14 protein-coding genes are annotated in these 18,045 nt (G+C 57.7%); 7 read left to right on the top strand and 7 right to left on the bottom strand.

Annotation, left to right across the window (positions count from 1 at the left end):
• From VGK48_17830 to lhgO, 4 genes are all read left to right on the top strand, one after another.
• Nucleotides 1–382, top strand: a 382-nt coding sequence (locus tag VGK48_17830) for a response regulator (GenBank protein HEY2383040.1), incomplete at its 5' end; no start/stop codon positions are given.
• Between the two features lie 250 nt (nt 383–632).
• A complete protein-coding gene (gene murJ, locus VGK48_17835; GenBank protein ID HEY2383041.1) occupies nt 633–2,213 on the top strand; it encodes a murein biosynthesis integral membrane protein MurJ in 1,581 nt (526 codons plus the stop codon).
• Between the two features lie 80 nt (nt 2,214–2,293).
• Nucleotides 2,294–3,343, top strand: coding sequence for a peptidyl-alpha-hydroxyglycine alpha-amidating lyase family protein (locus VGK48_17840; GenBank protein HEY2383042.1), 1,050 nt, complete (start codon nt 2,294–2,296; stop codon nt 3,341–3,343).
• A gap of 8 nt (nt 3,344–3,351) precedes the next feature.
• Nucleotides 3,352–4,551 (top strand): L-2-hydroxyglutarate oxidase, encoded by a 1,200-nt coding sequence (gene lhgO, locus VGK48_17845; GenBank protein HEY2383043.1) that lies wholly within the window; start codon nt 3,352–3,354, stop codon nt 4,549–4,551.
• Nucleotides 4,552–4,807: 256 nt separating this feature from the next.
• Here the strand turns inward: lhgO and VGK48_17850 are convergent, their stop codons facing one another.
• The 5 genes from VGK48_17850 to VGK48_17870 form a co-directional block, all read right to left on the bottom strand.
• Nucleotides 4,808–5,137, bottom strand: coding sequence for a hypothetical protein (locus VGK48_17850; protein HEY2383044.1), 330 nt, complete (start codon nt 5,135–5,137; stop codon nt 4,808–4,810).
• A gap of 203 nt (nt 5,138–5,340) precedes the next feature.
• Nucleotides 5,341–7,659 carry a molybdopterin cofactor-binding domain-containing protein gene (locus VGK48_17855; GenBank protein ID HEY2383045.1) on the bottom strand — a complete coding sequence of 773 codons (2,319 nt, stop codon included), beginning with the start codon at nt 7,657–7,659 and terminating at the stop codon, nt 5,341–5,343.
• 9 nt (nt 7,660–7,668) lie between these two features.
• Nucleotides 7,669–8,133 (bottom strand): (2Fe-2S)-binding protein, encoded by a 465-nt coding sequence (locus tag VGK48_17860; GenBank protein HEY2383046.1) that lies wholly within the window; start codon nt 8,131–8,133, stop codon nt 7,669–7,671.
• A gap of 176 nt (nt 8,134–8,309) precedes the next feature.
• On the bottom strand, nt 8,310–11,204 hold the full coding sequence (locus VGK48_17865; protein HEY2383047.1) for a TonB-dependent receptor: 2,895 nt from the start codon (nt 11,202–11,204) through the stop codon (nt 8,310–8,312).
• Between the two features lie 274 nt (nt 11,205–11,478).
• A complete protein-coding gene (locus tag VGK48_17870; protein HEY2383048.1) occupies nt 11,479–12,420 on the bottom strand; it encodes a DUF3300 domain-containing protein in 942 nt (313 codons plus the stop codon).
• Nucleotides 12,421–12,707: 287 nt separating this feature from the next.
• On the opposite strand from VGK48_17870, the gene VGK48_17875 reads away from it, so the two are divergent.
• From VGK48_17875 to VGK48_17885, 3 genes are read left to right on the top strand one after another with little or no spacing between them, the layout of a single operon-like run.
• On the top strand, nt 12,708–14,297 hold the full coding sequence (locus VGK48_17875) for a DUF1800 family protein (GenBank protein HEY2383049.1): 1,590 nt from the start codon (nt 12,708–12,710) through the stop codon (nt 14,295–14,297).
• 22 nt (nt 14,298–14,319) lie between these two features.
• The gene (locus tag VGK48_17880) at nt 14,320–15,660 is read left to right on the top strand and encodes a DUF1501 domain-containing protein (GenBank protein ID HEY2383050.1); all 1,341 of its coding nucleotides are present in this window, start codon (nt 14,320–14,322) and stop codon (nt 15,658–15,660) included.
• Nucleotides 15,661–15,712: 52 nt separating this feature from the next.
• The gene (locus VGK48_17885; protein HEY2383051.1) at nt 15,713–16,612 is read left to right on the top strand and encodes an LLM class F420-dependent oxidoreductase; all 900 of its coding nucleotides are present in this window, start codon (nt 15,713–15,715) and stop codon (nt 16,610–16,612) included.
• A gap of 19 nt (nt 16,613–16,631) precedes the next feature.
• Here the strand turns inward: VGK48_17885 and VGK48_17890 are convergent, their stop codons facing one another.
• Both VGK48_17890 and VGK48_17895 read right to left on the bottom strand, forming a co-directional pair.
• Nucleotides 16,632–16,931, bottom strand: coding sequence for a DUF971 domain-containing protein (locus tag VGK48_17890; protein HEY2383052.1), 300 nt, complete (start codon nt 16,929–16,931; stop codon nt 16,632–16,634).
• The gene (locus VGK48_17895; GenBank protein ID HEY2383053.1) at nt 16,928–18,031 is read right to left on the bottom strand and encodes an Mrp/NBP35 family ATP-binding protein; all 1,104 of its coding nucleotides are present in this window, start codon (nt 18,029–18,031) and stop codon (nt 16,928–16,930) included. The genes VGK48_17890 and VGK48_17895 overlap by 4 nt, the downstream gene beginning before the upstream one ends.
• Between the last annotated feature and the right edge of the window lie 14 nt (nt 18,032–18,045).

The following is an 18,045-nucleotide window of genomic DNA, read 5'->3' on the forward strand; positions in this document are numbered from 1 at the left end:
GAAGGGCATCAGCATCCTCGTGGTGGAAGATGACGACGACACGAGAGATTTATTGAAGGTTCTGCTGGAAACACAGGGCGCGGCCGTTACCACCACCGCTTCCGTCCAGGAAGCGCTCGCCGCCTACGATAATGCCCGGCCCCATGTCATCGTCGCCGATATCGGCATGCCGGATTACAACGGCTATACGCTGATCGGCCGTGTCCGCTCCCGGGACCGCGAGAAAGGGAAGATGGTCCCAGCCATCGCGTTGACCGCCTTTACAACCGCAATCGATCGCGACACCGTTCTTTCCGCCGGCTTCCAGGTTCACATACCGAAGCCATTCGAGCCGGGCCGCCTGATTTCAGTCATCGCCGATCTGGCTGCGAAATACAAATAGTCCGCGCTTCAAGCCGCTTTGCGGTGATCTTGGTGATCTCGGTGATCTCGTGATTCGTGTCTTTCGGTGTAAACCGCAATCCCGAATATGATCGCGGCGGGAAGCACAGGAATAAATACCCAGATCGCGAATCCGAAGACTGCCAGCAGCGTGAATGCCGTCACGGCGATAGACAAAGCAATGATTTTGAGTATTCGCCCCACAATGATTCAGCTGCACCTTCGTCACCATCCTATAAAATCGAATCTGGATGCCGTCCGCAACACAACCCGGATATCTGCAGCGAGCCGTGCGGATGCTGCGGCCCTCGCACGAACATTCGGCACGTTCAGCGACGCTGCTGGTGATGACGGTAGTCATGATTGCGCGCGTGATTGGCTACGTGCGGCAGGCATATATCGGATATGCATTCGGAGCCGGAGTGGAAACGGATGCCTATGTCGCCGCATTCATCGTGCCGGACTTTCTGACCTACCTGCTAGCAGGGGGCGTCACTTCGATCACGTTTATATCGATCTACACGCGCTATACGTCCGAGAACCGCGAGAACGAGGCTCAAAGAACGCTTTCGATCATCATTACTGTAATGGCCGTCGTATTTGCCCTCGGCGGACTGGTTGCGGGAGTATTTGCCCCGCAGATCGTTCGGCACATCTTTCCCAAGTTTGGCCCTGAAGAATTGCGTCTTTGCGTATACCTGACGCGAATTCTGTTGCCTCAGCCGCTGTTTGTCTTTGTGGGGGGCGCCCTCGGCGCGGTGCTGCTTTCGAAGCGGATGTTCCTCATCCCTTCGCTCACTTCCATCATCTACACGCTATGCCTTATCGCCGGAGGAATTCTTCTGTCCGGGCGGATCGGGATCGCATCGTTGGCGCTGGGCGCCACCGCCGGTGCGTTTATCGGACCATTTCTAATGAATGCGATCGGCGCCGCGCGGCATGGCGTTCGATACTCGCCAAGCCTCGATATAAAGAACGCCGGGTTTCGGGAGTGGTTGTGGATCTCGATCCCGCTGATGCTGGGTGTCTCCCTCGTAACAGCCGATGATTGGCTCCTTAGTTACTTTGCTTCCGGAGGCGTGGGCGATATTGCCCGGTTGAATTACGCCAAGCGGTTGCTGCAGGTTCCGGTTGCCGTGATGGCTCAGGCTGCCGGCCAGGCGGCGCTTCCGTTCTTTGCGAAACTGTTCAGCGAAAAACGCCTGGTCGAGTTTGAGGAGCAGGTGAACAGGGCGGTGTATCGTGTCGCCGCAGCGTCATTCCTGATAACGGCCTGGATGATGGCCACCACTCTTCCGATTACTGACCTCGCCATGCGCCGCGGCAAATTCACGTTTGTCGATTCGCAGGAAACGGCGATTTTTCTGTTCTGGTTCGCGCTCTCCCTCGCGTTCTGGGCGGCTCAGGCAATCTATGCCCGCGGTTTTTATGGCGCAGGAAGCACATGGACCCCGATGATTGCCGGAACCATTGTTACTGCAGTGATCATTCCTGTGTATTACGCCTCCTTTCACGCGCTGGGCGTCACGGGACTAACCATCGCTTCAGACATCGGGATCGCAACACACACCATCGTGCTCGCCATTCTGCTTCATCGCCGAAAGCTCGTGACGTTCGGCCTCATGCCTTGGCGAGAACTCGGAAAAGCTGCAATCACGGCCGTTTTCGCAGGTCTGCTCGCTTTCAAAGCCGGCAGCCTCATTCCGTTGAGCGGCGGCCGGCTGCCCGATATCGAAGCCTTCTCGCTGGCTTCCATCACCTGGGCCATCGCGGTCGCTTTCGGCCTGTGGGTGACCAAATCCAACCTGCCAGGAGTTCTGCGCAAAAAGTGATTCGAGTTCTATGACACCGCGACAAATTCGAAGGCGAACACTTATACTACGGAGACCTATCGGCTTAAAGTGAGGGAGTGATGAAAAGTGTTCGTATTTCAGGCGCTGTGGTTGCCGTCTGCGCATTGGCCGCGATGGCGTATGCGCAGGCCGATGTCAGACCTACCAACCTGCTTCCGAATCCATATGACACGGTGCAGGGTTGGGCGAAAATGCCGGCCGGCCGGACCTGGGGAGCGACCGGCGCCGTCGACATCGACAAGGACGGCAAGTCCATCTGGGTTGCCGAGCGCTGCGGCGCCAACTCCTGCCAGGGATCGATGCTCGATCCGATCCTGCACTTCGACGAGAACGGAAAGCTGATCAAGAGTTTTGGCGCCGGAATGACGATCGCGCCGCACGGCATCTTCGTCGACCGGGACGATAACGTGTGGGTCACGGATTGCGCCTGCACGCCGGGTTTAACTCCAGAAGCAGGCAAAGGTCATCAGGTTTTCAAATTCAGCAAGGATGGAAAGCTGCTCATGACACTGGGCAAGGCCGGAGGCGGCCGCGAGCCCGAATTCTTCTTCCAGCCGAACGATGTGCTCGTCGCTCCGAACGGCGACATCTTCGTCTCGGAAGGCCACACCAGCACGCCCGGATCGACAGCGCGTATCCTGAAATTTTCCAGGGACGGGAAGTTCATCAAGACCTGGGGCAAGCTCGGAACCGCGGGCGGCGATTTCGATCAGCCGCACGCGCTCGCGATGGACTCGAAACGCCGGCTGTTCGTGGGCGATCGCGGCAATAACCGCATCCAGATTTTCGATCAGGATGGCAGCTTCCTCGATCAATGGAAACAGTTCAGCCGGCCGAGCGGTCTTTACATCGATCCGAAGGACACGCTTTACGTTGCCGATTCCGAATCGGAATCCATCGCAAAAAATCACGACGGCTGGAAGCGCGGTATACGCATCGGGAGTGCTCAGAATGGATCGATCAAATACTTCATTCCCGATCCGGTTGAAAAAGCCACAACCACCAGCGCCGCTGAAGGCGTGGCCGCCGATGAGCAGGGGAATATCTACGGTGCGGAAGTCGGGCCCAGGGCATTGAAAAAATACGTCAAGAAAAAGGGCTCGAACTAATTCCATTCATGGATTTTGAGATTGTCATCATCGGTGGTGGCATCGTCGGCCTCGCCACCGCACTTCAAATCATCCGAAAGCAAAAAGGCGTGCGCATTGCGGTCCTCGAGAAGGAGCCGGAAATCGCGCGCCACCAGACCGGACACAACAGCGGCGTCATTCATTCCGGCCTTTACTACAAGCCAGGATCATTGAAAGCAAAGAACTGCGTCGCGGGCGCCGCGGCGATGGTCAGGTTTTGCAAGGAGCACGGCATCCCGTATGAGATCTGCGGGAAAGTTGTCGTCGCGACCGATCCATCCGAGCTTCCGGGGCTTCAGGAACTGCTTCGCCGTGGCACGGCGAATGGCGTGCCCGGAGCGGTGACGATCGGGCCCGAGCGATTGCGCGAGCTGGAGCCGCACTGTACTGGAGTGGAAGCCCTTCATGTGCCGGGAACGGGGATCGTGAACTACGCCCTCGTCGCCAGGAAATACGCCAAACTGATTACAGCGGGCGGAGGGCAAATTCTGACCAGTTGCCCGGTGCACGGGATCGTCCAGAAGTCTGGTGAAACGGTTCTCGAAACGAGCCGGGGAGCAGTCAAAGGAAATCTCATCATCAATTGCGCCGGACTGTACAGCGATCGCATCATGCGGCTTGCCGGCCAGGACAATGGTCTTCAAATCGTGCCGTTCCGCGGCGAGTACTACGAAATCGTTCCGGCGCGGCGCGGCTTGGTGAAGGGTCTGATTTATCCGGTTGCCGACCCGCGATTTCCATTTCTCGGCGTTCATTTCACGCGCCGGATTTCCGGCGGCATTGAAGCCGGACCGAATGCCGTACTGGCGTTTAAGCGCGAAGGATACAAGAAAACCGATGTGAACCTGAAGGACGCCGTCGAAACTGCGCTATTTCCGGGATTCTGGCGCATGGCCGCGAAATACTGGAAGAGTGGATGCGGGGAGTACTACCGGTCACTGAACAAAGGCGCTTTCACGCGCGCCCTGCAGAAGCTGGTTCCGGAGATTCAATCCGCGGATCTGGAGCCGGCGGGTTCGGGCGTCCGCGCGCAGGCTCTGGATAGGACCGGGAGACTCCTGGACGATTTCGCCATCGTGCAAACGAAGCAATTCATCCACGTTTGTAATGTGCCGTCGCCGGCGGCAACGGCATCGCTGGTGATCGGGAAACAGATTGCGGAACTTGCCGCGGGCGCAGAAAAATAGGCGAGACGCCGGGGTTGCATAGAATCCCAATTTCGACATGGCGTGCGAGCGCCCCCCCTGCCGCTTCGCGGCTCTCCCCCTGTATCAGGGGGAGAGTTTACGCTGGAGGAACCGGCAAACAGTCTCTTTCCGTCCTCGAATGTGACGCTGGTCACGTTGGCTCTGGGACTGCCGTTCTAATTAAGTTTACTGTCCCCCTGATAAAGGGGGACAGCCAGGCGCGAAGCGCCGGGCAGGGGGTCGCTCACACACCATCCTATTTCTCGAGATCCTTCGAATTCATCGTCACCTCGAACCGTGCAATGTTCGAGGTCGCGTTGGCTTTGACATCTTCGACCCACAATGCATACACGCCTGGCAGCATGACCACTGTGTCGATATCGTGTTCGATCTCACCTTTGTCATTCGTGTACATCTCGAGAATCCGAAATTCGGTTCCGTCCGGTCTCTGGAGATGAGAGCGCACGTCGGATTTTGGCGTGAAACCGGTACCTTTCATCTCAACGTGTCCGAGGTGCAGGATTTTCGCCGGCGAAACAGTGATTTTGGGTGTTGCTTTCGGGGTGGTCTGGGCAAATATGGACATCCCCAACAAAACGCAGAAAATCGAGGCGAACAGCGGTTTTAAGCTACACATAGAGTCTATTCATCATTGCATCATTCGAGGTTGCTTCATTTCTTCAATTTGAAATGCAGAAACTTCGAATGATGCAATCTCCAATGATTTTGAACAAAAAAATGGACCAAGGTCCGAGAACCCTGGTCCATTTTATTACGGATTGTTGCGACCTACGTCCAGGAATACCCTGCCTTGGCAAGAGGCAGATGTCGAATCCGAACGCCCGTTGCTGCGGCGATCGCATTGCAGATCGCGGCAGGCGCCGGTGGCAGCGAAGGCTCGCCGAGGCCGGTTGGCGTATAGTCGGATTTGAGGAACTTCACCTGGATCTGGTTCGGTGCGACTTGACGCATTCGGGTCGGTTGATACTTGTCGAAGTTCGACTGCACGACAGCGCCGTTCTCGATGGTGATTTCCCAGGCCATCAAATGGCTCATGCCTTCGACGAAGCCGCCCTGGACGAGGTTTTCCGCCTCGCTCGCATTGACGATCTGCTCGCCGATGTCCACGGCCGCCCATGCCTTGTCGACTTTGAGCTTCTTGCTGGCATCGACAGAAACCTGGCAGACGTACGCCACGTAACCGGAATGCGCGTACTGGAACGACACACCCTGGCCGGTGCCTTTCGGCAGCTTGCTGCGGTTATTCCAGTTGGACATATCCCGGACGGCTTCCAGCACTGCTTTTGCTCGGGCAGCGTTGAACGGAGCATTGGCGCCAGTTCGATTCGTCGGAGGTTTGTAGGTCGTCGGGCTATTCAGAAGATCTAACCGATACTGCAGAGGATCTTTTCCGGCGGCCACCGCGATTTCGTCAATGAACGACTGCATCACGAAAGAGGTGCCATTGAACGCCGGAGCCCGCATGGCTCCTGTCGGAATGTTGAAGGGGCCGAACTGGCTGTCGGACACCCAGAAGTTGTCGGTGAACCCGCGCGGGAATTCGTTTGTGGGTACCACCGAAACGTTACCATAGCTGGCAACCATATCGCGGAACGCGGTCAGCTTGCCGTTGGCGTCCAAACTGGCTTTGAAATAGTGATAGGCCGGCGGACGATAGTCGTCGTGGGCGATATCGTCTTCACGCGACCAGAGCAGCTTCACCGGGACGCTCGGCTGGCCGGCTTTTTGCCGTTCATCTGCAACCAGACGCGCAATCTTGGACACTTCAACGTCATATTCTTTGTAGAGGCGCCGTCCGAAACCGCCGCCGGCTCGGACCATATGGAATGTGACGTCTGCCGGTTGGACACCAGAAGGCACCGCGGCGTCATTCAACGATGGAATCTGAGCGGGAGACCAGATTTCGATCTTTCCGTCCTTATACCATGCCGTCGAGTTCTGCGGTTCGAGTGGCGCGTGTGAGAGAAGCGGGAACGAGTATTCCGCTTCGACCACCTTCGCGGCTGTTTTGAAAGCCGCTTCGGCGTCGCCTTCTTTCGCGGCACGCGCTCCGCCAAATCCTCCACCAACGGTAGGCTCTTGAGAAGCTTTCGATGCCAGGGATTTGATCTGGGCGTTGTAGCCTGCGGTGCTTTGCGTTCTCACTGCACCGTAATCCCAGTCGACCTTCAAGACTTTGTTGCGCGCGCTTTGAGCATGCCACCAGGTTTCGGCGACGATCGCGACGCCTCCCGCCCATGTTACGCCGCCACCGCCGCCACCGCCGCGTTGACCGCCTGCAGGAGCCGCCGGAGGAACTGGAGGCTCGATGACGAAAACGTGTTTAACGCCCGGCTGTTTTTTAACTTCCTCAACATTGGCGCTCATCACTTTTCCGCCGAATGTCGGGCACTTTTGATAGACGGCGAACAGCATTCCCGGAGGATTCACGTCGATGCTGAAGGCCGGCTGACCCGTAACGATAGCCATGACGTCGACGCCCTGAACCCGTGTTCCGAGGATTTTGAAATCCTTCGGATCCTTCAGCTTGATCTCGGCGACAGTCATCGGAGGCATCTTCATTGCGGCGTCCGCCAGAGCAGCGTATGTCGCCGTTTTGTTTGTACGGGCGTGTTTCACCATTCCCGAACCAGTCGTCAACTCACTCTCAGAAACGTTCCACTGTTTTGCGGCGGTGGCGACCATCATCATGCGGGCCGCAGCTCCCACGTTGCGCATCGGCGTGTATTGCGTCGGAGTTGCCGTACTGCCGCCTTCGATCTGGCCTCCGCCGTACCTTGCTGCGTCGAGGTCACCCTGCTGAACCTTGACCTGCTTCCAATCGACGTCGAACTCTTCCGCAATGATCATCGGCAGCGAATTGCGCATGCCTTGGCCCGTTTCCGGATTCCTGGCCATTAACGTGAAGGTGTTATCCGGATGAACCGTAATGTAATTGTTCGGATTCACCGGAGCAGGCGGGCCGCCACCGCCGCGCTGGGCGAGCATTTCAGTTTCGGATGCGTAAACGCCAACCAGCAAGCCGCCGCCTGCCAGGGCCGTCAGTTGGATGAAGGACCGACGATTCAGTTGTTTTTGATCTTTCATGCCGTCCTCCTATGCTTTCTTCCCGCCGTTAGCGGCGAGGTGAATGGCTTCGCGGATTCGGACGTACGTTCCGCATCGGCACACGTTTCCGGTCATTGCGCCATCGATATCGGCGTCGCTCGGTTTGGACGTTTTCGCGAGTAATGCTGCGGCAGTCATGAGCTGGCCGGATTGGCAGTATCCGCATTGCGGTACATCCAGCGCCAACCAGGCTTTCTGCAGCGGATGTGATCCGTCCGGGGACAGACCTTCGATCGTCGTGATTTTGGCGTTGCCGACCGCCGAAATCTGCGTCTGGCAGGCTCGTCGAGCCTGGCCGTCAATCTGGACGGTGCAGGCGCCGCAGGCGCCGATGCCGCATCCGAACTTGGTTCCCTTCATGTTCATGACATCTCGGAGAACCCAGAGAAGGGGCATATCCGACGGTACGTCTACCGTTTTGGACTGCCCATTCACAGTCAGTTTATAGGGCATAACAATTCTCCTCTAGAGTTAAGGATTCAACCGCGGTTTGATCAGTTAACTAGGGTGGGAGCCTATCACTTCCGAAGGGGTGGGAGCAACCAAATCAGGACAGTTTAGCCGCAGATGCCGCGGATCACGCAGATAGGTCTATCTGCGTAATCCGCGGCATCTGCGGCTAAACTGTTTTAGAAGTTCAGGCGGGCGCCGAGTTCGATCGTCCGCTGGCTCCTGGCTGTCTTGAACAGGCCAAACTCAGGCGACGTCAGCGTGCCGCTCGGAGTGTTGAAGTTCCGGTGGTTCAGCACATTCTGAAAGTCTGTATAGAATTGCACGGTCGGACCAGTGTTCGCATTGCCACGGCCACCGCCACCGCCGCCGCGATTGCCGCCGCCGGCGAAGCTGCCGCCGCCGCCACGACCACCGCCGCCGCCGCCGCGATTGCCACCGCCCTGATTACCACCGCCACCGCCATTGAATCCGCCGCCGAAGCCCTCAGCACCGGGTGCGCCGCCCTTTTCGCTCTTTTTCAATGAGATCGTCCTTCGGATTTCGAAGTTGACATTGAACACGCCCGGTCCAGTGGCGTAATTAAGCGGGATCATGTTCGATGAAGGGGACGAACAATTGAGGCCGGACAAGCCCACGGTCCGGGGATCGCTGCACAGCTGAGCAAAAGTCGGACGGGCGTTCGGTGTGCCCGTACCGAAAGTGTTCAAGCCGCCCGTGAGATTGTAGGGATTTCCGCTATACAACTGCAGCTGCGGACTGATGAAGAAGTTTCCAGGTATCTGGCCGCTGATCCCCATCTGGAAGTGATTGCGCTGGTCGTTGCCCGAGCGGCCCCATTCTTGCGAGAGGTCGTAGTTGTTCACCGGCAGGCTGAACGCGCCATTGGTATCACTGTAACTGCGCGCGAACGAGTAGTTCACGAACATGTTCAGCGTCTTCGTCAGCGGTCCGCGGTATCCCACGGTTATCCCTTTATATGTCGAGTTGCCGGTCGATTCGAGATTATAAATGTTACCTTGCGTCGGGTCAGGCCGCACGAGGGTATTGTTCGCAAAATCGGAGATGGAGCACTGTCCCGGGTTCGCGAAGCAATCGGTCGGAATCGGCGCATTGATGTTCCGGCTGCGGAAGAGGTGGTTGCCGCGTATGAAATCGTAAGTCACCGACACGGATGAGCGGCTCAGTTGTTTCTCCAGCGAAACCGAAAGGTTGCTGGTATATGGCGCACGGAGTTCGGGCGCTACCACTCGCACGGTCGGCGGAGCGGCCTTTGCAGTTCCGGCGCCCAACGGATTGATCAAAGTAGGGTTGTTGACGACAAACTGAGTCTGGTTCGAGCCGTTCGACTGGGTCAGCGACTGGTAAGTGCCAACGCTGTAATTCTGATGGAATGAGCCGGCTCCGAGCCGCAGAATCATCGTCTTGTTCAATTGATAGGACAGCGTCGCACGGGGATCAAAATTGTCGTAATTGTGCAGATGCGTTTGTAATGCATACCGAACTCCGGGAGAGATCAGCATTTTGTCCGATATCTTAATGTCGGTCTGAGCAAACACTCCGGCTTCGATCTGGCCCACGGAAAGCAACGGGTTGCCCACCGTCTGGGTGTACGTTTGCGGCGCGAAGTCGTCGATGAAGCCGGTCGTCGTCGGGTCGCTGGCGAGGCACGGGTTCACCGTCGCGATTCCGTTAACGCAGTTGTACTGTTGCAGACTTGCGTAAGTGAACGTTCCCAGCGAGTTGCTCAAAGTATTGGTGTGATTCCGGTAATAGTTGGCCTGGAAGCCTGTCTTCACGGTCAGCGACTTTGCGTTGTAAATGAACGTGTCGCCGGCCAGCCAGTTTTTGGTGGTTGTGTTCGATTGATTCTGGGAACCACCGGCTGTGTATGCGTCAAGGATCGAAATGGTTGGAGCATTTATGTTCGGAACGACCGTGTTGTGGTTGCTCGAGAGCTCAAACCGGGTTTCATGAACCAAATGGCTGGAAAGAACGGAAGTGTAACGGAAATGCAATCCCCAATTATGAGAATTCGAACTGTATCCATTATCGACCAGATCATACAGTCCGACGCCCTGGTTGCTCCGCGCTTGCGATTGCAATTCCAGGTTGAAGTTCAGCATGTTGTTGTCGTTGACTGCATATTGTCCGCGGATATTGAAGTTCGACCGCACATTTGGCTGCGCAATTTGAACAGAGTTGGTAAGACCGGTAGCAAGATCGATCGGCGCTGTCACGGCCGTACCGAAGTTGTTATTCCGTTGCGCGTTCAGCGTCATCGTCAACTTGTCGTGAACGAAGGGACCGGCAACCGTTGCCTGATAATTCTCCCGGTGGTAGGGAACCCGGTTGTCGACGCCGAACGGAATGGCGTTCATCGCGTCATTTCTGAAGTTGAAGTTAAAATTCCCGCGCATCTTTCCGGTGCCGGGCTTCGTGATGATTTCGATGCGTCCGAAACCGGCCTGGGCGTACTCGGTCGTGAACGGATTGTTATTAATGCGGATTTCTTTGATCTGATCTTTCGGCGGAAGCTGGCCGCCTAAAAAGCCGTCGATCACGAATTGCACGCCGCCGGTAGCTGCTGCGCGGGGTCCCGCGAGGTCCGTCAGGTACTGTGTCAATTCGTCGACATCGTCCGGCAACGCCTGGATATCATCTTCCTTCAGAACCAGCGCCGATGCGTTGTCGTCCTGAGCCAGGCTGATTGTGTTCGGGTTTTCCTGAACTTCGACCTGCTGCGTGATCTTTGCGATCAGCAGGGTGACGGTCATCGGCCGGTTGTTTGCGGCCGCGATCGAAATCCCCTCGATGTCATTGTCAAAACCGTCGGCGCTCACCTGTAAGGCATAGGAGCCGGGAGCGGCGTCGAGTTGGAATTTACCGTCCGCGTCGGTTTTCGATGACGCGATCGTATTGTTATTGGGGCCCATCAGGGTTACCGTGGCACCCCGAATCACGCCGCCGGACGAATCCACAGCGCTTCCTGTGAGACGCCCTGTCTGCTGGGCGGTTGCGGAAGTTACAAAAAGAATAAGGGTCAGAATGAAAGTTAAATAGAGTCGCTTCATCAGTTCGGCTCTCCTTGAACGTTGCGAATACATGATTTACGGTGCGGGACACGGGAACGTTACGGATTGCGGATTTTTTTAACGGATTTTTACAGGAACTGGTGCCTCTAGAGGAGATTAGCGGGGACTTTCTCCATGCCAGTATTTCTTGCCGCCGGCCGACATAATACCGCGTTGTTTAGCCGCAGATGACGCGGATGACGCAGATGGTTGCAAATAAGAGACTTATTGATGCGCCCATCAGCGTCATCCGCGACATCTGCGGCTGCTTGACTTAACGGCCGTGATGCTCTTCCTTGCGATCACGTCCCTTCCGCTCGGATTCACGCTCCGCCGGGGACCGCCCGATAGCGCGGTGCTGTTCGACGGCATGCGGCGCCGCCACAGGGTAACGGCGAACCGTGTACGGGTGGACGTAGGTCACGCGGTTCGCCCAGGTCCGGCGCCACGGCGCAGCATTAATAATGACCGCGTGGTTGGCCCAGCCAAAACTCGTGGAGCGCCAGCCCCACGGAGCAAAGGCCGCCCCCAGTGTGATGCCGAAGCCGAAGTGAATCGCGCCTCCAACCACGAAGCCGGTCCGCGGCCGGACGTACACGACCGCCGGATCGTAGTACGGAACCACGATGTAATCCGGATTCACCGGCAGAATTTCAATGTAGCGACCCGTGCTGACGACGCGTACCTGCGGATTCGTTCGCAGATATCCGAAGCTGACAGCCTTCTGCCGTTCGCGTTGCACCGCATCCATAACGTCCTGCGGCTGGGTCAGAAACGCATTTCCGATTTCCTGCGTCCACGGCATGGATGAAGCCATCATGTCGAGCACGGACGGAAACGGAAGCAGCGCCTGCACGCTCGGATCCCACGGCACCTGGTCTGCCGCCATTGCCGACGTTAATGCCGGACCGGACAGATAATGATGTTGATCCGCCCAGCGTGCCGCATCCGGAATCTGATCCGAATAGGTGGCCGCCGCTAAAACCTGCGCCAGAAGCGGGTCCGGATATAACGCTACCGGCGAAGCAATCCGGTCCAGTTCGGCCGGTGGATATGACGGCGCGCCCTGTGGAACCGGCACCGGCGCGGGGGCTCCTGGAAGCGGCGCCCGTTGGGCCGGCGGTGGTTGCGGAACCGGCAAAGGCGCCTGGGCTAAAGCTGGTGCGATCCAGCATCCTATAAGAACTATCGCCACTAGAAATTTTCGACCCTTCATTGGTCTCCCTCCTCGAAGTCTTCTCATTCTCCATCTGTTCCAGGTAGACAAGTCATACGTTAAGTGTAGACCGCCGGATTATGAAAGGAGAATGAGATGAAGATTATTTCCAGTTAATGTGGCTTAGCGGTAGGCGTAGTTGAAAGCAGCCCATCCATAAGCTATTGAATTTATGGCCGGCGTAATTTTTTCGAAATAATATTAGGCCCCTCGGCCTCTCCTCTTGTCTGTGTCTGTGTGTCCAGGCAGTAAGATGACACCGACTTCCGCTTCAGGAGGAATCTCACATGAAGATGACGCTTCCAGGCTTGGTGTGCGCACTATTGGCGGCGAGTTCTGTTTTCGCCCAGAGCACGACTCTGCCCGCAACTGCGCCACCATTGATGACGGCGGCAGCGGCCGCGCGATTCCTGGATCAAGCGGCCTGGGGGCCGGCGCCATACTCTATTGCCGAGCTGCAGCAGGTTGGAATCGATGAATGGCTGGCTGCTCAGTTTTCAATGAATGTTTCCGACCTGCCGGACCAGCCGGTTCTGAACTCTCTCGGCAAATCGAATAACGATCTGACGCCGATTCAACGCGCGTTCTTCGTGAATGCGCTGTACGAGCCGGATCAACTTCGGCAGCGCGTGGCATTTGCGCTTTCCCAAATGTGGGTGGTTTCGGCCGTGGGCGTTCCGCCGGCCTATGCGTATCCGCCGTACTGGCGCATGTTTCGCGATAACGCTTTCACGAACTATCGCGACGTCATTCGCGCCGTCACGCTGAATCCCGCCATGGGCAGTTACCTGAACATGGCGAACAACAACAAGGCCAACGCGGCAAAGGGGACGTCGGCAAATGAGAACTATGCGCGTGAGCTGATGCAGTTATTCACGCTCGGGTTGACGCAGCTCCATCCCGACGGCAGTCCGGTGCTCGATGCGAACGGCAGTCCTGTGCCTACGTACAACCAGGCAATCGTCACCAGTCTGGCGAAGGCTTTGACCGGCTGGACCTATCCGCCTGCTCCGGGCGCTACGCCGGCAGCCAGCGGCAACAATCCGGCGTTTTTCGTCGGAGAGATGTACGCCGTCGAAAAGAATCACGACACCACTTCGAAATCGATTTTCGCCGGCATCACCATCGCGGCCGGACAAACGGCGGAGCAGGATCTCGAATCCGTGATCAACGCGCTGATGCAACAAAGCACGGTGGCTCCATTCGTGTGCACGCAGTTGATCCAGCATCTGGTGACGGGCAATCCGAGTCCGGCGTACATCCATCGTTGCTCGAATGTCTTCTTCAATAACGGCGAAGGCGTGCGCGGCGACATGAAGGCGGTCATCAGCGAGATCCTGAGCGATTCCGAGGCTCGTGCATATGACAATCCCGGAAACATCGTCGATCCGAACTTCGGCCATATGCGCGAGCCGGTCCTCTTTATGGCGAACCTCCTGCGCGGGCTGAATGCCACACTGTCGACCTCCAGCACGCCGTATTCGACGGCGAACAAGCTCGGCCAGAACCTGTTCTCGCCGCCGACCGTGTTCAGTTATTTTTCGCCGCTCTACCGCCTGGAGAGCGGCTCGTTCGCGCCGGAATTCCAGATCTATACCACGCAGACCGCGGCGAATCGCGCCGACACCGTGAACTCACTCCTGTACGGCAAGCTCGATAGCGGGACGTCGGTGGACCTGACGGCGTTCGTTCGGGCTGCCGGCAACCTGGACAATCTGATGAGCCTTGTGAATTCGATTTTTCTGCACGGATCGATGTCGTCAGACCTCAATAACAACGCCCGCGCGGCAGTAAACGGTGCAACGACGCCCACGGCCGTCGCTCAGGGCGTCCTGTATATGGTCCTGACTTCGGGCGAGTATCAGATCGTTCATTGAGAGGATCGAGAAGAGGGAGCTTATGTTTACACGACGCCAATTCATCCGGATGGGAGCCGCATCGGTGGGAACTCTCGCGCTGCGTCCATTCGGTCTTTTACCCGCACTCGCTCAGAGCGGCCCGGATTATCGCGCGCTGGTTTGCGTGTTTCTGTTCGGCGGCAATGACTCCAACAACACCATCATTCCGATGGACGACACGAACTATAAAGCATACATGTCAATCCGCCAGAATCTGGCGCTGACCGGGTCTTCCCTTACGTCGACGGTTTACTCCCTGGCGGGCGCGCCGTACGCATTTCATGCCAAGCTGCCGGACTTGGCGAATCTCTTCTCGACCAGGGAACTGGCCGTCGTGGCGAACGTCGGATCGCTGATTCAGCCGATGACGCGCAGCACATATCAGAGCCAGGCAGCGGCACTTCCGTCGAATCTGTTTTCGCATCTGGATCAACAGCTCCAATGGCAGAGCTCCGTTGCCCAGGGCACCTCCACTTCGGGATGGGCCGGCCGCGCAGCCGATTACGTCGCGTCGCAGAAGATGAACTCCACCGGCTTTCCATCCAACATGTCGGTGGCCGGGAACGTCTTGTTCGGTGTCGGGACGTCGACCGAGCTTGTCACGTTGACGCCCGGACAGACGCTGCAGCTTGCCGGCTTCAGCACGAGCGCGGTTTCCCAATCGCGCTGGAACGCGCTGAACAATCTGCTGAGCCTCCCCAGCGGGCTGTCGCTGGCGCAGGCTGCCAATGGCACATTGGCGCACAGCATCACCGATGCGGCGTCGTTGACAGCCGCGCTCGCTCAGGTGCCGGCGTTGAAGACCGTTTTCCCGAATACGAGCCTGGGCGGCCAGTTGAAACAGGTGGCGCAGGTGATCCAGGTGCAGGCCCAGCTCGGAATGCGGCGGCAGATTTTCTTCGCTTCGCTGGGTGGTTTCGATACGCACACGAACGAGATCAATACCCATGTCTCGCTCTATCCGCAGGTGAATGACGCCCTGGTGGCGTTCTACAAAGCGACTCAAGAGCTGCAGATGGCGGACAACGTGACGACATTCACCGAATCCGAATTCAACCGGACGTTCCAGCCGACCTCGGGGGCCGGCGCCGATCATGGCTGGGGAAGTCATCATATGGTTCTCGGCGGGGCCGTGCAGGGTGGACAGATCTACGGCCAGTTTCCAACCTTCCAGCTTGGTGGCCCCAGCGATACCGACACCCGGGGCCGCTGGATTCCAACCACGTCGATCGATCAGTACGGCGCAACGCTCGCTTCGTGGTTCGGGATTCCGGACGCCGAGCTCTCATCCATGTTTCCGAATCTGGCGAATTTCGGCTCGCAAAAGCTCGCCTTCGTTTAGGCGAAGCGCTCCTTTGTAATCACAGCGCGCGAGCACGATATAATGCTCCGCTATGTCCAATATGGCGCAATCTTCCGTCAAGTTCGGCCCGGTCGGAATCTGGACGCGGCAGTTTGAAGATCATCCTGCTTCGAAGGTGCAGGAGACCGTCCGCGAATTGGAGGAACTCGGTTACGGCGCGATCTGGTTCGGGGAGGCGGTCGGCCGCGACGCGCTAACGAACGCCGGTCTGTTGTTGGCGGCGAGTCGTCGAATCGTTATTGCGACCGGGATTGCGAACATCTACGCGCGAGATCCCGTTACCATGGCTGCCGGACAAAAGACGCTGGCCGAAGCTTATCCGGACCGCTTCGTCCTCGGGCTCGGCGTCAGCCATGCGCACCTGGTCGAAGGAGTGCGTGGACACAAGTATGAGAAACCGGTGCCGCGAATGCGCGCGTATCTTGACGGTATGGATCAGGCGCCTTATCGTTCCGTGGCTCCTCCGTCGAAGCCCCTTCGCGTACTGGCCGCGCTGAGACCCAAGATGCTGGAGCTTGCCGCCCAGCGTGCCGATGGAGCCCATCCTTATAATGTGAATCCCGAGCATACGGCGCGCGCCCGCCAGATCCTCGGTGCAAACAAATACTTATGCCCGGAGCAGGCGGTTGTACTCGAAACGGATCCCGGAAAAGCGCGCAAGATCGGCCGTGACTTCCTCGAGTTCTATTTGAAGGCGCCAAACTACATCAACAACCTCCTGTGGCTTGGATTCGACGAAAGCGACGTGCAGAACTGCAGTGACCGGATGATCGACGCAGTCATCGCCTGGGGCGATCTCAACGCCATCCGACACCGGGTCCGCGAGCACCACGCCGCCGGCGCCGACCACGTCTGCGTTCAGGTCCTCACCGCCGATCCACATGCCCTGCCGCTTCCGGAGTGGCGGGAACTCGCGAAGGCGTTGCTTTAGAACCAACGAAAACTTGCTGCTACTGCTGAGCGAGCTCGCGAAGATAGTCGAAACTGTAGATTCCGGTACGATGGCCGTCGCTCCATTCGAATTGCAGTGCGTACTGCCCCACAAGCTCGATTTTCCGGAATTCCAGGTCGTCAGGGATATGAATCGGCAGGATGATGCGAACACCGGTCATTTCGTCCTTGCATGAAGCGCAGGGACACATGCCGCGAAGAATCGGCGCCAGGTAATGGCTCTCCTGGCCGTCTGCCCAGATGATCATCAGTTCGCCCGGGCTGACCTTCTTGATCTTCGTCGGCGTGCTGGCTTTCACTCGACCTCAAGGACCGGAGCTTCGTAATTGCGGATGCTGACCTGAGCCGCGACTTTCTCGGCGATGGATCGCAGCGTCCGGGCGCTCGGCGCATCGGGTTGAGCGAGCACGATCGGCTGACCGATGTCGGACTGCGTCCGGATGGCGAGGTCCAGCGGCACCTCCCCGAGGAATGGAATGCCGAGTTGTTCCGCCGCGCGGCTGCCGCCTCCCTGTCCGAAAATATGATCCTGCGAATTGCAGTGCGGACAGATGTAGTAACTCATGTTTTCAACAATGCCGAGGATCGGAACACGGGTCTGCTGGAACATCCGGAGCGTCTTCATCGAAATGCGCAGACCGACATCCTGCGGCGTCGAAACAATCACTGCGCCCGTCAACGGAACCGCCTGCGCCAGCGTCAAGTGAACGTCGCCGGTGCCCGGCGGCAGATCCACCACGAGGTAATCGAGTTCACCCCAGTCCACGTCGAACAGAGACTGTTGCAGCGCCTTGTGCGCCATCGGACCGCGCCAGATCAGCGGCTGGTCGGATTTCACCAGCAGGCCCATCGAGATAAATTTCAGGCCGTTCGATTCCTGCGGGATCATTCGATTCCCGACCGACTTCGGAGGCGTTTCGAGACCCAGCATGATCGGCGTCGTCGGTCCGTAGATATCGCCATCGAGAAGCCCGACCCGCGCCCCTGCTGAGGCCAGCGCGGCGGCGATATTCACCGCGATCGTCGATTTACCGACGCCGCCTTTACCGCTGCCTACCGCAACGATATTACGGACGGCGGATAGCGCCGTCTTATCGAGCTGCGGCGCCTGCTTGACCTCGCTGGTCATTTTGACTTCCACGTTCTGAACGCCCGGAAGCGCTTTGACGAGCGCAATCGCTTCATCGCGCATCTGGTCTTTGACGGGACACGCCGGCGTGGTGAGATTCAGATCGAACGCGACGTTGCCGGTCTCGACCTTCAGGTTGCGGATAAACCCGAGCGACACGATGTCCTTATGAAGGTCCGGATCCTGTACGCGCTTCAAAACGCCCAGGATCTGCTCGTCAGTCACACCGGTCACACCGGAATTCTTGTCTTCTTTATTCCAAAAGGCCATCGCCTCTGTCCCCG

Source organism: Terriglobia bacterium (genome assembly GCA_036496425.1).
In the GTDB taxonomy this organism is placed as follows: domain Bacteria; phylum Acidobacteriota; class Terriglobia; order 20CM-2-55-15; family 20CM-2-55-15; genus 20CM-2-55-15.

Coding starts and splice junctions, on each gene's coding strand:
- murJ (HEY2383041.1), top strand. CDS start 633: ATGCCGTCCGCAACACAACCCGGATATCTGCAGCGAGCCGTGCGGATG.
- VGK48_17840 (HEY2383042.1), top strand. CDS start 2,294: ATGAAAAGTGTTCGTATTTCAGGCGCTGTGGTTGCCGTCTGCGCATTG.
- lhgO (HEY2383043.1), top strand. CDS start 3,352: ATGGATTTTGAGATTGTCATCATCGGTGGTGGCATCGTCGGCCTCGCC.
- VGK48_17850 (HEY2383044.1), bottom strand. CDS start 5,137: ATGTCCATATTTGCCCAGACCACCCCGAAAGCAACACCCAAAATCACT.
- VGK48_17855 (HEY2383045.1), bottom strand. CDS start 7,659: ATGAAAGATCAAAAACAACTGAATCGTCGGTCCTTCATCCAACTGACG.
- VGK48_17860 (HEY2383046.1), bottom strand. CDS start 8,133: ATGCCCTATAAACTGACTGTGAATGGGCAGTCCAAAACGGTAGACGTA.
- VGK48_17865 (HEY2383047.1), bottom strand. CDS start 11,204: ATGAAGCGACTCTATTTAACTTTCATTCTGACCCTTATTCTTTTTGTA.
- VGK48_17870 (HEY2383048.1), bottom strand. CDS start 12,420: ATGAAGGGTCGAAAATTTCTAGTGGCGATAGTTCTTATAGGATGCTGG.
- VGK48_17875 (HEY2383049.1), top strand. CDS start 12,708: ATGAAGATGACGCTTCCAGGCTTGGTGTGCGCACTATTGGCGGCGAGT.
- VGK48_17880 (HEY2383050.1), top strand. CDS start 14,320: ATGTTTACACGACGCCAATTCATCCGGATGGGAGCCGCATCGGTGGGA.
- VGK48_17885 (HEY2383051.1), top strand. CDS start 15,713: ATGTCCAATATGGCGCAATCTTCCGTCAAGTTCGGCCCGGTCGGAATC.
- VGK48_17895 (HEY2383053.1), bottom strand. CDS start 18,031: ATGGCCTTTTGGAATAAAGAAGACAAGAATTCCGGTGTGACCGGTGTG.